The following is a 15,328-nucleotide window of genomic DNA, read 5'->3' as shown; positions in this document are numbered from 1 at the left end:
TATTTAAAGATATAATATGGCATATAGTTTTTCTTACAAAAAAAATTGTTTCTACATAGAAGATCATAAAAACACATTGTCAGATAATGAAATTTATGGAGACGGGAAGTCTCTATATGCAACTTTAACATCACTTACTTCTGGCAATGATGTCGAATCTATAGACAATGCCATAACATTGAATCATGAAGTAAATCATTATATGCAAGACTTATCTATTAATGCTTGCATCGTTCAGGGTACATTATTAGATTATATTGCAGCATATAGCAAAGAACTCTCAAGAGTTCCAGCCATTAGATTTCCATTAAATCAAAAGAATAATTATGAATACAACCATCAATTGACTTTATCTCAAGAAGAAGATAATGTATTACACGTTATTGATAAACTTTATAAAATATATGATTTTATTTTTGTACGGAAGCACTGTAAACCTATAACAAATCCATATTCATATAATAGTATACATGAATCGCTATTTACTGAAAATCCACTATCCGTAGATTATATTTTGGAAACATATGCTTATCATAAAGCATATTGGGATTCATTTTTGTATTGTAATTCTCATAATGAAAGTCTTTTGCATGAAATTGTTAAAAGGAACAAAGTCTATCCTGTTATATTTAGAAACAATAGTTATGTTGTGAACAATTTAAAGTATGATATAGAATGGAATAAACCTTATCAAGTCATTAACTTATTATTGCTATTGGGATTAGACAATAAGGACAATCAAGCGTATTTAAATTATTGCGAAAATTATATTCCTAGAAATTATAGAGAATCACCTGCAATAAATATACATTCTGCTTATAGACTTATATTTGAAACGGCATTAAATATCCCTAGTCTAAGTCATATAATGACTGAGGTTTATGATCACCAAAGAAATATTGAGGAATTTTCTCCGGTACATAGGTTTTATTTAATAATAAAGGCTATTAGAGAAAATAATGGTTATCCTGAGGCTGTTAAAGGTGAGGATTTCTTCAAAACATTTCATGATTGGGTATCAAATATCTATGGTTGGCTTTCATTTGAAGAAACATATAATTCCATTTCCTATTTTCTGTATAAACGAGCTGAGGAATCAAAAGAAGTTATTGTTAATTTTCAACTAACGGCATTATACCACAAACACAAGGATTTTAAACGCTTTATACAAAAACAACCTCTCGATGTTATTTCTTCATTAGGACTCCCTGTAATAATAAATAATAGTAAAGGTTTTATTTTCAATCAATTTATAGGAAATTTCATCTACTCATCAGCGGGATTAATTGATTGTTATTCTTCATTTTTTGGAGATATTGTAAAATATCAAACTTATTCTTTGGAGGAAACAAGCGCAGATAAGATATCAATTATAATGAATAACAATAAAGGAGCATTGAGGGAAATAGTTAATCGCCTTTTTTCATCTGCAACCATAAATAAATACCTTAATAAAGGTGTTTGGAGATGTCCTTTTAGCCAATATGGTTGTATTAGAGCTTCACAGGCTTGTGATTCATTTGAAAATTTTATTGAGATTCTTACAAACTGTGAATATAAGATATTGCGAACTAGAGAGTATAAAAGTTATCTCCCTAATGGTGGTGGGAATGTGAAAGACTGTATGTTTTACAATTATATTTTAGATAATAATTATAACTTTAAATAATTTATATATGAAATTATCAGAGCAACAAAAAAAAGAAACAATTGAGATGTTAGGAGATTATTTCGCTGAAGAAATTGAGAATGGGGATCTTCATTCAATAGATATATATCAATTAGCATTAGAATTTTGTACACTCTTGGCTGGTGCAGACTTCGTGTTCGAGGCAAGTTTTTTAACTTGGAGAATATCTCATAGAGAATTGGCTGATAAATTGATTAAAACAGCAAGAGATAATGGTCTAACTATAAAAATGCAAATCATAGATAATATAATCGTAAAATTCGCAAAGATTATGGGAATCGAATATCCACCAGAGAACAATGATGATTCAACACCTGAAAGTATAAAATAATATTATAGTATTGATAGATAAGTTTTATTCTTCCTCTCATTTTATTAACTGTATTTTTATAACATAAAGGTTGTGCCCGACACATATTAGGGTATAGAGTTATGAGAACGAAAATTATACTTGCAGGATTCTCGATTTTTGCAGCTGCAATCACCATTGTAGGTTTAAGTTCATTCACATCACACAGCGAAAACGTAACAGAATCTGAAACACCTGTACATACACATGTTTCATGTCAAGGTAAACATTGTACTTACACTGTAGGTTGTGATTGCTCTGGATTCTCTCCAAAGACCAATGGAAAAGAATGGGAAAAATCATATTGTAAGCGTTGTGGGCATCATAAAAAATACCACAAATAAAAGACAATTTCTAACAATCAAGCAACGGCAAAATCTCAATGATAGATTTTGCCGTTTGTTTTACTCATAATGTAAAAGTACAAGTTATGAGACAAATACTATTATTTATTACAATGTTTTTGGGTTTAGTTACAATCTCCTTTGCCCAAAGTGATTATTACATCAAGAAAGCACAAAGTTACCAACGTGAGGCTGAGTATTACCAAAAGAAGGCTAAAGGTTACCGAAGGGAAGCTTCCTATTATCTTAAAAAGGCAGAAGGTTATCAGAGAGAAGCGGCTTATTATACAAAACGTGGAGATATAAATCGTGCCAAGACTCAAACTCGATATGCAGAAGATGCGATTGATAAGTATAAGACACAATTAAGATACGCTTCAGATGCTGATGATAAAGCGGCAATGTATCTTCGTTGGGCAGCAGATGCATTAAAGAAACACTAAAATACACAGCTATGGAAAATCGTATAACCCCTGATTTATAACATCTCTAAAAGAGAATGAGATTTTTGTATTTGGTTGTCGTCGTTCTGGCAGACATTGGGAAGGTGCAGCCGCTTTCGCATTAGAGAATTTCGGAGCAGTATTCGGACAAGGAGAAGGTCCTCAAGGAAGATCATATGCAATAGCAACTGCTGGAGTAGGATTAACTGATGTGAAAGCTGCTGTTGACAGATTTACAAAATACGCAATGGGACATCCAGAACAGCATTTCTTGGTAACTCGCATTGGTTGCGGATTAGGAGGTTGGCGAATTTCGCAAATTGCTCCAATGTTTAGAGATGCTTCTTTGTTAAATAATGTATGGTTGCCTAAAGAGTTTTGGGATGAATTGAATTATTGTCGTCCATAAATACGCCCGAGTTTGCATACTTATAAATCCGTCAAAAACCTTATTGAAAATTTGACGGATTTTTATTTCTCTCACGATAGAATTCAACATGATCAAATCTCATATCATAAAACAAGTAAAGTGAAAAATATGATGGAACAAGAAACTATTAGATTTGAGCAGCGGGATAACGATGTATTCGTGTATGGTTATCCAGAATTAAAAGACCGAAAAGGCATTCTTGCAGGTGATAGAATGGCTTTTTTCTTTGGCGAAGGTTGGCGGAATTATGAATTGCATGTAGCCAATACTTTAACCGGTAAGATTCGCAAACTTTCAACTACAGATGGCGAGTTGTTGGTGAATGACGATGATATTGACTATGACGAGATAGTTAAGTTGTGCGAGAATGGTATTGGCAATGCACGTGCAAAAGCTATACGCTATGCAGGAATCAATCGATGGGACGGATTTAAGGACGGACTTTGTGCTATATCTTGGATGTTGTATCCAGATGGACGATATTTTGCCGATAGCGATGGATTTGGGATGGAGGACAATGACGAAGAAGAAGTATACGCAATCATTGATACTAATCTGGTCATTGTAGAACCATTCCGCCCGATAAAAGATGTCGCTAATTATCTGAAAGAGTTGAGGAATAAAAAACATAAAACATTAACGAATAAACAGAATATATCTATGAAAACAAGAATTTTCAATCTCATTATCATTGATGAGAGTGGCTCTATGCAGAGCATCAAAAAAGAGGCAATTGACAGCGTAAATGAAACAATCCAAACCATTCGTTCGGCTCAAAAGAAGCACGATGACCAGGAGCATTATGTGAGCCTTGTAACCTTTAACGATGATGTAAAGACCGTCTATGAGTGTGTTCCTGTGGATGAGATCAAAGAACTTACGGCAGAAACCTATCAGCCAGATTGTTGCACCGCATTGTACGATGCAATGGGTATTTCGCTGAATGCGCTTCGTAAGAAAGTTGCCGAGGATGACAAGGTGCTTGTAACGGTCGTAACTGACGGTTACGAGAACTCCTCAAAGGAGTACAGCGGCAAGGCTATCAAGGCTCTTGTTGATGAACTTAAAACCAAAGGTTGGGTATTTGCCTACATCGGCGCTAACCAAGATGTAGAGGCTGTTGCTGCAACGATATCCATCACCAATGTAATGAACTTTGAGACGACATCTGCCGGAACTCATATGATGACAGACCGAGTGAACAGAAGCCGTGAACGTCTATATTGTTGTATGGCTAGGCCTGATTTCAGTGCAGCAGAAGCCAACGAGAATTTCTTCGATGAAGATGATAAGTGATACGAACCTCTAATCCGACAGATATGAATAGACTATTTACTATACTCTGTATGGTTTCATTATTGGTATTCCATACATCGTGCAATGATAGTGTTATGGACTTGGATAGTCCTAATGTAGAAATAAAGACTCGTGCGGTTGATCAGAGAGTACAGAATCTAATTCAACAGGCAAGACAAGGTGATGTGGAGGCATACAATTCATTGGCATTATGCTATCGTGATGGCGATGGTGTTGAAAAAAGCTGGCTCAACATGATTTGTATGTATGCTACCTACAGCCAAAAGACAGGTGGAGATATTGAGGATGTTGTAGAACTATTTGATGAAGGGCATCCTTTCAGATTGCTTTTTGAGATTATGGATTCACCATCCTTCAATGAGGAAGTTGAAGCGAAATTGGAACGACTCAAACAATCGGCTCCCGCTGAAGCTAAAGCTATTGATGCGGCAAAAAGAGCCTTTACGATGGATGAGGCGACTGTGGCAATGAATATTTTTCGTGAGGCAGAAGATGAAGGAAGTGAACTAGCTGTAATATTTCAAGCAATATACTATGATGAAGCTAAAGATAAAACAGGTCAAGAAGAGTGCCTGACTCGCATAGCGGAGAAATATCCGTTCTTTAATCTGTTACTTGGAGAATTGTATGTCATGAAGTATGGTGAATGTGAGGACTTCTCCTATATTCACAAGGCTATCGATTGTTACTACAAGGCTGACGCATATGGTATGCTTATTCCCAAATATGCCAATGCACTTTGGGGAATGTACGATTACTTTGGGCAGAAAGGTATGCTTGAGTATGATGAGCAAGAGGTAGAACGTCTTAAGGTATTGGCAAAAAGAACATATTAAACAGAACAACGATGAAACGACTGACTCAAATTTTTCAAGCGCTACTTGGAGTAGTAGCCTTGATTCTCACGGCTTTGGTTGCTGCTGGTCGCCTTGCGTGGCGCACAATTCGTAACTGGTGGAAGAAGCGCTCAAAATGGGTACGCCGCTCAATTACAACAATCTTCATTCTGATACCGGTAGGTTTTGTGGCACTTATTGCTTATGCTTACTATGATAGCGAGTATGGCAGATGGTATTGGAAAGACAATTATCTGTCAAAGAATGTAGAGGTTCACGGTTTCCGGGACGATAAGGTTCGTGTATATAACTACTGTACAGGCAAATATACAACGCCGAAAGTGAATTGGGTTGCTGATAGTCCGGCCAATGACTCATTGACTGTATATGCCATCCCAAACAAGCGTGGCTATATAAATATCAAGAATGGAGAAATTGTGATCGATGCAGAGGCTAACAACTATCGTAAGGCATGGGTGTTCTCAGAAGGTCTTGCAGCTGTAATGAAAGATGGTAAAATAGGCTTTATCAATGCTAAGAATGAAGTTGTGATTCCATTCCAATTCGAGTATTCCGACAAATGTCGTATGTGGAACTTTGGCTACCTATTCCACGATGGATATTGTATAATGACGAATAAAGATGGTGACTTGGGCTTGATTGACACTACCGGAAAGTGGGTTGTTGAACCTGCATACGATGAAATCTGGGCTCCTCACGAAAGTGGTTACAGAATCATTGTTGATAACTGTAAACACGGTGTTCTTGATTCAAGAGGCAATGTTATTTATTCGGCAGAATATGGTTATGTAGATGTGTTGTCTGATGGCTTTATTCTCACCAAAGGTGGCAAGAAGTGGCAGGTGGATTTTGAGGGTAATATAATTCAACCATTTATGTTTGATGGAACATATTATCTAAATTACCCGATTGGTTACAACGAGTGTGGAGATATTCAATATGCTTTTGCCGATTATGCCAAATATGAGGTTATGAACCGTTATGGTATAATGAATCGCATAACAGGTAAGCCGATAACTTTTGCACTATATTCAGATATTAATATGCTCTCAAAGGATTTGTTTGAGGTACAAGATCCGGAAAGTTACGATTGGTACTTGGTAGATACAAATGGCAATGTGGTATCCAAGAAATAAAGTTGGAACAATGAAATGTCTTATAAATACAATTGCGGTAATACTATTCTTTACATCTTGCTGTACAAATGCAGCAAGCGGTAATGAGAAGACCACAACCATCAATGTCGATAGCGTCGGCAGTGATTATACTGCCAATGCTACGGCTATTGAGCAGAGAAAACAGGAGATGTTGGCAGTTGCCGATAGCGTAGGCCATTTCTGGTTCTCGGACGATACCGAGTTTCAGTCGCAAGATCCTCACGCATATTGACTGATGAACCGAATGATGCAGATGGTACAGTTGATTAAGACTGCCGATGACGATTGGGCTTGGATGTTGGCTATGAATGAGAGTGTTGAGGAGTATAACGCTCGCCTCGGTCGTAAGATAGGCTCTGTTGATGCTGCCGCCAATGCAATAGGCGAACTTATCAATATCTACAATGCCGGTAATCAGCCGGAGTTGAATACCGCAAGTTATGTGGAATCAATCCTCGAACATTACAAAGCTGTCTATGCCTATTACCGCCTTATAGAGTTTATTGATGACTATGATGAGGATAGCAATTGGGATGTACAGTTGAGGGTTCTTTACTATCGTGAGTTTACGGAGTGGTTTGATTTGAATAATGCCGTAAACGGTCTTATGTATTTCTATACCTATGCCGCCGCCGGATATTCAGCACTATCAATGGACTTGAACGGCACATTCGAGATTTGGTCAAAGAACCGCCTTGCAGAACTTGAGATAGAACGGGATATCTATTGGTCTTACGATTGGAAGCCATTTAGTAGTGATGCAAAAACCATCTCTGCCAAGAAGTTCGAGAAGCTACTATCTTACTTCAAGGCTCGAACAAATGATACGGTTGTCGAAGAGATGGTTTCCGACTGGGCAGAGAAAGATTATGACTTTGCTCGTGAACGTACCGATGGACGCTTTGATTTTGACAAGATAGCAGAGATGCTTCGTTACTACGAAACAGCTCTATCAAATTGGCGAGAAGTGCGTGAACAAATAGCACTGATGCTCCCAAAAGAGAAACAGAAATCATATCGAGAAATTACTAAACAGATGCACACGAGATTGTATAATGATTTGGTAGATTTGAAAGAAATACGATACTGATTATAGCTAAACTATTAAAGTCGGTTGCCCCAGAGTAAAATCTCAGGACAACCGACTTCTCTTTTTACGCCGTCTGCACCTGCTTTGTCTGCCACTCTCTATGTGCGATAATAACATCTTGTCGTTCTTTTTCAAGTAGGGCTTCGGTTTCGGGAGTGTAGCCGAGAAACTCGATGCAGCCGCCATTGTAGCCTGTGAGTTTGCAGCGGATACCGGCTTTCTCCAATTTATCCATTCTTTTCTGGGCGGTCTTGGCACTGGAGTATGAGAGTGGCCAGAAGTATTTGTCGCCACTATGTCCGTAGGAATCTTCTCCGAGCACCATTTTGCCTTGCAGTCGTTGGCTGTTGTGGAAACTGAAATATGCACCGCCTAATGCTTGGCGTATTACCTTGTGTGCAGCACCTTCGGGGTGCTTGAATACATCGGTTTTCTTGCCTTTACAATCCAATTTTGGCAGTTCTACCTTGTATGGCTTCTTATAGGTGCCGACTCCCAATGTAAGGTAGAAGTTGGTGCAGAAGTAGTCGGTCATCGGATCGCTGTCATCGAAGTTATAAGACATCACAAAGTCGCAGACATTCTTCATCACCTCTTTGGCTCTGTCGGTTAGGGTGTCGTCATTGTCAATATGGTAGTGGTTCACATCGTGGTGGAACACAACGCCTTTATCCTTCTTGAATGCCTCGAAGTCTGCTTTGATAAGGTAGATATGGATAGAGTTATAGTGGTGCCTTGATACGGAGAACTTATACTTGGGATAGGTCTCCTTTATCCAGTTACGCACCAGCTCCACAATCTCAGGAGTGTGCTGTCCTTGATAGTTGCGACCTTTCCAACGATACTCGTTATATACGAAGTCGGTATACTCCTTTGCCGATGCTCCTGCATAGTCGTTTTCATAGCCTGAAGCATTTGCCGATACAGTGGTATCGTTCTTCCAAATCTCGTGGAGTCGTTCAAACTCCACATTGATCTGTTGCATCACTTCGGTGCTGCCGCCTTTGTCGGGGTGATTCTCCAATGCCAATCGGCGATACTCCTTCTTGAGTTCCGCCAATGAATGTATATTCTTAAAGTAAGCCATAGTAGTAAATGTTAGTAGGTTAATACCATTGTGAAATACTCCATACACTCAGACTCAATGCCGAGGCCACTGCAAGAGAGTTCAATGTCACTCTCTTGCAGGTCGTTTACCTCTTGCAGCTCTCTGAGGTGGCGTATCTCATCATTCAGATACTCCTTTGCTGTCGCTTCATCGCAACCGCACGAACCGCATATTCTCTCGATGATTTCATTCTCAGCCATAACAGTTAGTATTAAGATTGTGATTTGAAATAGAGTTCTCGTTGGATATCGTAGTCTTGACCATTCCACCAATCATTGCAGGCATCTACAAAGGATTGTGAGCCGTCTCCCGATGAGAAGTCTGCCTCACGCAATCCTGTTATGCTCTCCATCGTAATGAAGTCGAGGTCTTTCCACCAGTCTTCCATACGCTGCTTGTAGTCGCTCAATGTGCAGAAATTCTGACTCTGTTCACAGTCCGCGCACCATTTGCAGTCCGTATCGTCATCATCTACATCACTTAGATACTCATTGGTATTGGCATTTACCCAAACTTGAATCTCAATTTTTCTTGAACCGCAAGCATCACAAACATATACATCTTCATCGTGTGGCTCCTCTCTTGTAGCCTTGCCGTCATAGAGTGCCACTGCACGATTTACCAGCATCTCACGATTGTTGTCCGAGAGTTCGGCATAGAATCGTTCTGCCGCTCCGAGTATTGATTTACTTGCAAGGGAGTTCCATTTCTCCCAGAAGTGCTTATAAGCACCTCCGAAGGTGATTTTGCACTCTTCCTCGCCCCAAGCATTCCACATATAGTAGTGGAAGCTCGACACTGCATTTACAGGGTCTAATCTCATAGTCGTAATCTTTAAGCGTTATTATCTCTGTTCTCTTCCAACTGCTGCCATATGGCATCGTACATCTGTTGTAGCCAGTCGATGTTTGATGCTCCAAGTTCAAACGGAGTATGGCAGGTAGCCTCTAAGTTGGCTTCTTTCTCGTGGGCTATTACCGTCATACTGTTGTCTGTTACCTGAATACCTGTTACCTTGCATTCAAACGGATCAGCATTATTGTCAAACCATATCACCCATACAGGATCATCCTGCTCTTCGGGGAAGGTTATCTCTGTCAGCCCGTGCGAGTAGAGCAACTGCCGTATGGCATCTATTATGTCCTTGCGGAGCGTCTCTATTCTGTCGGAGAAGTCCATCTTCAGACGCTTCGGCGTCTTTCTCTTCTCCAACTCTGTGTAGGATAGAATCTGCATATCGGGGTGAACATCAAACTCCCAATCCACCTCGTCATCATCGAGTGTGGTGTGAATGTTTCCACCCAATACCAACCCGCAATCCCTTGTTACCATTGTGTGTGCTTCATTGCGGTCATCTGCCGCTACAGTGTAAGTACCCTCGAAGAGGTATCTTACCTTTACTTCAATCTTCTTCATACATTGATGTATTTATGGTTAATACTTGTTTTAATTCATTGGAACGATACTTACTTGTTTGCCAAAGAAGGTATCGCAGACACCATATACATGCTTGATGGAGCAGTCATACTCGAAGCGTTCATTGTCAAGTCGCAGGCGGAAGCCATAGCCGTCCTTGCGTGCCTTATTCAGTCGGATTCTGACATCGCTCTTGAGTTCCATCTCTATCAGACTGCCACCGCCATACATCGAGCTGAACAGCCCGCATGTGTTACCTTTGGGGATAATGACCTCTTTTATTTTGAAGTCGGCATCGTAGAGGTCACGGAGGTTTACAAGACCGATATAGGTAAGCAGGTTGGCTCCACAGCAGGAGTTCTCCAACTCCTGGCAGAAGTCCTCGTAGGATACCTGCTCCTTGCCGTCACGATACTTCTTGTTCGGGAACCTTCCATATACCGTATAGCCTTTCTCCGTCAATGCCTTCTTCACCTTTGCAGGGTTGAGGTGAAGAGTATCTATCATATCTCCGAGGTAACTCTCCTTGTATCGGAAGCCACCTTGTGACTCCAACCAACAGGAGTTGATGCAGTCGTAGTTGGATAGCATCTCCACCCGTACAGGAATATCTCTGGTATTCTTGATAAGGTCGTTTACCGTTGTGGAGTCGTCACGCTCGCGTATCTCGTCCCTTATCTCATCATCGTGTTCATCGAAGAAGGCTTCAACCTCGTCCTCCTCAAAGTCGTGGAAGTCGATGCAGTGGCTCTTCAGTCCTTTGATAATCTCTTGTGTTGCCTGCTCCTCGGCATCCTCGTACCAATCCTCGACCTTAGACCATAGATCCTCGCAGCCTTGTTTCTCAAGGCATTGTTGCAAGAGGTTTCGGTTCTCATCAAAACTTTCCCGATAGTCCACCCATACGAGGGTGTATTTCTCATCCATTATGCTTTCTATAAACTGCATTGTGAGTGTTTTCTTTGCTTCGTTCATTTGTCGTTACCTGTGTACGGCAGGATTCTGTTTCCCGTACATATGTCTATAAATGCGAAGAGCGACCTTGTGGCCGCCCTTCGGTTACTCTTTACCGTTGAATATCTCTTCGTATCTCTCTTTCTCCATCTCCGTCTCTGCATTGAAACTGAAATGTGCCGAATATCGGTATCCAGTTCGAGGATTGCCACCGAACTTTTGGATAGCCATATCTATCTCCCAATCCACTTCACCTATACCGAGCGATATGCGGTCATAGTGCAGCAGGTGGTGAGCCAATCGCAGTGCAGCGTCGGTCTTTCTCTCTTGCCTCAGATGGTCGAAGGCTCGTATCGCTATCTCCCTGTTGGATACCTTGATTGTCGTTCCCATATTCTTTGATGGTTAGTTGAATACTCTCTCATCGTTCTCTTTATCCTTTGCTGCAAGCATACAGAACGGCATATCCAATATGCGATGTGAGAAGCACATATCGGAGTTGTAGTCCGTGCGTTGCCACAGCGTGAACCTCTCATCGGCAAACGACCATCGGAAATATCCCGACAGTGAACCGAACTGAGGGTTTACATTCCTTGCTATGAGATACCTGTTCACATCCATAATGTGCTTTGCGATGAGTATGATGTTTAGTATCTCCACAAATGCCAACTGCGAGTATGGGTCAATCGGCATTACCGGTCCTTTGAAACTGATTTCCATATATCCTTTATTTTAGTTGTAGTTATCATCGAATATCTCATACTGAAGAGGAAGCATATCGCAGAAGTTGCCCGATATGCCTGTATATACCAAAGCATCATCGGATATGTCTGCAAGTTCCTCTTCGGTTTCCTGTATGGTGTTACCGTATATATCCTGATAGTGTGATACCATCATATGCGGATCATCGGTTGTTATGTCATATCCGAAGTGTTCGCTCCAAGTGACGAAATACTCCCTTTCGTTCTCATCGAGCCTTTCCATGGCATCGCGTATCTCGAAGAAGTTGGGACATATCCATTCTCGGTTTATCAGCCTGTCGGGTATATTCTCCCACTTGGTATATCTGTACTCGGGTTCCTCTTCTTCGGGAAAGAGGTCGGAGCAGGCACAGAGAAATTCTCCCATATCGCTATAGTCGGACATCTGCACCCAGTAGTCCTTGTACTCTTTCCCGTCCAGGATATGCTGCGTGGTTACGGCCACCTCGGCATTGTTCAAATCCATATTTTCCATAGACTTTCTGTTTAACTTGTTACTCGCTGGCTTCCCCAGCTGATATGTATCTTACCCTCGCTGTCCGTAGAACGTATCAGCAGGCTGTCGATGACCGACATGGTGATATCGAACTCCTCGAAGATTTCCGACTGCTCCTTCACTTCGCCCGTCTTGATGAACTCGTTGAGACGCTCTTTGGTGAGTACCAATGCCATCAGGTTTTGCTCCACGGAGTCCTCATAGGTAACATAATGCACATCCTTCATCTCCTTGGAGTCGAGGCGTATGAAGCGGAAGTAGAACTGCTCCATCTTGGGTATGTTCCATTGCAGTGACTCCAGTATCACATCGTTGCAGGTAGGTATGTTTACCGAACTGCTCAGGCTCTGCTGCGTGCATATCAGTATGCCGTTGATGGTGGAGTCGAACTCCGTCACGATGCTTTGACGCTTCTTGAATGCCACATCACCCTTCACGACATATATAGGTCTGTCGGGAAAGCGTTCGCTGATATAGCTCTCATAGAGGTCAAAGGCGGCAAGTGTTGTACAGCCGATGGCGACCTTGCCCGGTATCTTGCGTATCAATGATTCTATGTATCGTGTCTTGCTCGGATAGTCATCGCCGTAGTATCCCGATATGAGGTGTGGTACCGAACAAGCCTTGATAAGCAGCTTTATCTGTCGCATAAGCCTCAGTCCTGCATCCTTCTTCGTGTCACCCGTGCTGTTATAGTATAGTTCGCATATACGGCAGAACTCCTCGATGATGACACGATAGACCTCGTGTTCACCCTCTGACGGGCTTACGGTATGTGTCCGTATCTTGTACTTCTCACCGGCGAAGTCTCGGAACTTACGGGTGATGATGGTCTTGCCTATGAGGTCGAAGAGTTCTTCCTTGTTATAGACATCCTGATTCTGCTTCTCTATGCCGAATACCGTTGCCTTACCCGGACAGTGGCAGGCACGAAACAGCACATGACCTCTGAATGCTGGGAACGGCTCTCCGCAGTGGAGATTTCGTTCACACTCTATCTCCTTATCCCGATTCTCATGATAGATACTGCTGCACCAACAGGTCATATTGACCGAATTGTTATAGAGCAATTCAAACTGGCTGTATAGCTCTGCGATATTGTTACGGGTAGTTGTTCCCGTATCGAGAATCTTGTATTTGAGCCTGCGGAACACTGCCAAAATATGCTTTGTGCGTTGCGATGATGGGTTGGTAATCTCGTCCGACTCATCGAATACAAGGCATAGTTTCCTTGACGATAGTTTCACGAATCGCATAAGGTCGCGTTTGAGCTTACCTACCATAGAGGTGGATAGCAGCAGGAAGATACCTCTCGGTACATCTTCGAGATCCTTGTATGTGCGTATCACTCTGTATCGCTCCTTGTTGATGGCGAGGAACGGAGTCCAGGTCATATTGGTGGCAATGGCAGGGGCAAGTATTACCACATTGCGTACCTTGCCATATTTGAGCAGATATTTGGCTCTGTGATATACCGCTGCGGTCTTGCCTGAGCCTTGCTGCCAGTTGAGCAGAGCATACCGCTTCTGAAGTACAAGGTTCAGGTCGTGTTTCTGCAACTGTGTGAACTCGCACACCTCGCCATCTTTGTTTATGAAGGTGGCATTGTCAAGATACTCGGCAAGGGTATCATCCGTTTCCATCTCCGAGAAGGGTTGATTCTGTATATCATAGAGCCAACGCTTACGGCGGATAAGTCTTTTGGCGATGCGTATCTGTCGCAGATTCTCTTCTGTTGCTATCTCCGGCATAGGAAGAGTGCTGCTATCCAGTATAAGGTCATTGATGCTTGCCGCTTTATGTTCCACTTTGTCAAGCAGTCGTGGTGCATACTGCTTGAGCTTGAAGCCGTAGGAGGTCTTTACCAATGCGACCTCCTTGCGTGGCACGACATTCTGCGAGGTGATATACTTGCGTATGGTGGCCAGCACTTTGGCAGTGGTCAGTTTCTTGCGTTCCCACTCCTTCATCTGCTCGTTGGTGGCATTCTCTGGAGGCTTCTGGTTACGGAACTTGGTAACAAGAGCCACTGCCTTGTCAATATGCTTGTTGAGCCTTGCGTGAGCCTTCAACTCGTACATGTACTTGGCGAGCTTGTACTCGAAGTGTTCCAACTCCTCCTTGTCTATGCGGTTGGTCTCACGCATAAGGTCAAGACGCAGGCGGTGCTTCATCTCGCGGGCTTTCTTCACACGCTCTTTGAGTTCTGCCATAGAGACGAACTCCTCGGCATTGTAGGGATTCATCTCGATATGTTGTGAGCGACGCAGGAAGACCATTATCTTGGTGTTGAAGTTATCTGCACCTACCGATGTGAAGGCGTGAGGTGCTAACCTTGTCTGTCCGATGAAGGAGAAGTCCTCGTTCACTCTTCCTACACGGCTCTTCTCCCAGAACTCGTTCTGCATAAAAGAGGCAGGTACGATAATCATCAGGAATCCTGCGGGATTGAGCAGATGGTAGGCTTTGTCGATGTAATACTCCTGTGAGAGTCGAAAATCGAACTTCAGATTGAACGGAGGATTACCGATGATGGCATCGAAGCGTTGCTCGGAGTGGTACTGCTGTATGTCGCACTTCTCGATATGTGCATCGGGATAGAGATACCTCGCCACTGCCACAGCCTTGCTGTCTATGTCAAAGCCGTAGGCGTTGTGTTGGTTTGGCAGATGGTTGAAGAAGTTACCCATACCGCAACACATATCGAGAATCATCTCCGATGATGTGGGAGAGAGTACATCTACCATATCCCGACATACCTCGTGCGGTGTGAAGAACTGTCCCATCTCGAACTCCTTCTTTGCCTCGGCATACTCGTGGTAGCTGGCGAAGTCCGACTGCTTGAGGTTGTGCAGTCCTCCGATACCCGTATAGCAGTTGTATATACTCTCCGCAGGAATCATATCCTTACCGGAA

The 15,328-nt window shown here is 42.1% G+C and carries 18 protein-coding genes; 9 read left to right on the top strand and 9 right to left on the bottom strand.

Features of this window, described 5'->3' with window-relative positions:
* The first annotated feature begins 16 nt into the window (after positions 1-16).
* The 9 genes from NW211_RS12685 (at position 17) to NW211_RS12645 (ending at position 7,677) form a co-directional block, all read left to right on the top strand.
* The gene (locus NW211_RS12685; RefSeq protein WP_258328077.1) at positions 17-1,669 is read left to right on the top strand and encodes a hypothetical protein; all 1,653 of its coding nucleotides are present in this window, start codon (positions 17-19) and stop codon (positions 1,667-1,669) included.
* A gap of 7 nt (positions 1,670-1,676) precedes the next feature.
* Positions 1,677-2,021: a hypothetical protein gene (locus NW211_RS12680; protein WP_258328076.1), complete on the top strand. Its 345-nt coding sequence runs from the start codon at positions 1,677-1,679 to the stop codon at positions 2,019-2,021.
* A 101-nt stretch (positions 2,022-2,122) separates the two neighbouring features.
* Positions 2,123-2,383 (top strand): hypothetical protein, encoded by a 261-nt coding sequence (locus NW211_RS12675; protein WP_258328075.1) that lies wholly within the window; start codon positions 2,123-2,125, stop codon positions 2,381-2,383.
* An 86-nt stretch (positions 2,384-2,469) separates the two neighbouring features.
* Entirely contained in the window at positions 2,470-2,826 is a 357-nt protein-coding gene (locus tag NW211_RS12670) for a hypothetical protein (RefSeq protein WP_258328074.1), read from the top strand.
* Positions 2,827-3,037: 211 nt separating this feature from the next.
* Complete coding sequence (locus tag NW211_RS12665; protein WP_258328073.1) at positions 3,038-3,235, top strand: hypothetical protein; 198 nt, start codon at positions 3,038-3,040, stop codon at positions 3,233-3,235.
* Between the two features lie 129 nt (positions 3,236-3,364).
* Positions 3,365-4,552: a VWA domain-containing protein gene (locus NW211_RS12660; RefSeq protein ID WP_258328072.1), complete on the top strand. Its 1,188-nt coding sequence runs from the start codon at positions 3,365-3,367 to the stop codon at positions 4,550-4,552.
* Between the two features lie 95 nt (positions 4,553-4,647).
* On the top strand, positions 4,648-5,409 hold the full coding sequence (locus NW211_RS12655) for a hypothetical protein (RefSeq protein WP_258328071.1): 762 nt from the start codon (positions 4,648-4,650) through the stop codon (positions 5,407-5,409).
* 11 nt (positions 5,410-5,420) lie between these two features.
* On the top strand, positions 5,421-6,566 hold the full coding sequence (locus NW211_RS12650) for a WG repeat-containing protein (protein ID WP_258328070.1): 1,146 nt from the start codon (positions 5,421-5,423) through the stop codon (positions 6,564-6,566).
* A gap of 274 nt (positions 6,567-6,840) precedes the next feature.
* Positions 6,841-7,677, top strand: a complete 837-nt coding sequence (locus NW211_RS12645) for a hypothetical protein (RefSeq protein WP_258328069.1) — start codon at positions 6,841-6,843, stop codon at positions 7,675-7,677.
* A gap of 64 nt (positions 7,678-7,741) precedes the next feature.
* On the opposite strand, the gene NW211_RS12640 is transcribed toward NW211_RS12645, so the two are convergent.
* From NW211_RS12640 to NW211_RS12600, 9 genes are all read right to left on the bottom strand, one after another.
* A complete protein-coding gene (locus tag NW211_RS12640; RefSeq protein ID WP_258328068.1) occupies positions 7,742-8,764 on the bottom strand; it encodes an LPD29 domain-containing protein in 1,023 nt (340 codons plus the stop codon).
* An 11-nt stretch (positions 8,765-8,775) separates the two neighbouring features.
* Positions 8,776-8,985 carry a hypothetical protein gene (locus tag NW211_RS12635; protein WP_100262781.1) on the bottom strand — a complete coding sequence of 70 codons (210 nt, stop codon included), beginning with the start codon at positions 8,983-8,985 and terminating at the stop codon, positions 8,776-8,778.
* An 11-nt stretch (positions 8,986-8,996) separates the two neighbouring features.
* Positions 8,997-9,608, bottom strand: a complete 612-nt coding sequence (locus NW211_RS12630) for a hypothetical protein (RefSeq protein WP_258328067.1) — start codon at positions 9,606-9,608, stop codon at positions 8,997-8,999.
* An 11-nt stretch (positions 9,609-9,619) separates the two neighbouring features.
* Positions 9,620-10,201 (bottom strand): hypothetical protein, encoded by a 582-nt coding sequence (locus NW211_RS12625; protein ID WP_258328066.1) that lies wholly within the window; start codon positions 10,199-10,201, stop codon positions 9,620-9,622.
* A gap of 30 nt (positions 10,202-10,231) precedes the next feature.
* Positions 10,232-11,176 (bottom strand): hypothetical protein, encoded by a 945-nt coding sequence (locus tag NW211_RS12620; RefSeq protein ID WP_258328065.1) that lies wholly within the window; start codon positions 11,174-11,176, stop codon positions 10,232-10,234.
* Positions 11,177-11,260: 84 nt separating this feature from the next.
* Complete coding sequence (locus NW211_RS12615) at positions 11,261-11,548, bottom strand: hypothetical protein (protein ID WP_258328064.1); 288 nt, start codon at positions 11,546-11,548, stop codon at positions 11,261-11,263.
* A gap of 12 nt (positions 11,549-11,560) precedes the next feature.
* Positions 11,561-11,875: a hypothetical protein gene (locus NW211_RS12610; RefSeq protein ID WP_005794123.1), complete on the bottom strand. Its 315-nt coding sequence runs from the start codon at positions 11,873-11,875 to the stop codon at positions 11,561-11,563.
* A 12-nt stretch (positions 11,876-11,887) separates the two neighbouring features.
* Positions 11,888-12,391 carry a hypothetical protein gene (locus tag NW211_RS12605; RefSeq protein ID WP_258328063.1) on the bottom strand — a complete coding sequence of 168 codons (504 nt, stop codon included), beginning with the start codon at positions 12,389-12,391 and terminating at the stop codon, positions 11,888-11,890.
* An 11-nt stretch (positions 12,392-12,402) separates the two neighbouring features.
* Positions 12,403-15,328, bottom strand: a 2,926-nt coding sequence (locus NW211_RS12600; protein ID WP_258328062.1) for an N-6 DNA methylase, incomplete at its 5' end; no start/stop codon positions are given.

The sequence above is a fragment of the Barnesiella sp. ET7 genome (assembly GCF_024733785.1).
Lineage (GTDB): Bacteria > Bacteroidota > Bacteroidia > Bacteroidales > Barnesiellaceae > Barnesiella > Barnesiella merdigallinarum.
Note: the sequence above shows the minus strand (reverse complement) of the source record. Positions and strands in the feature narration are given on the sequence as shown.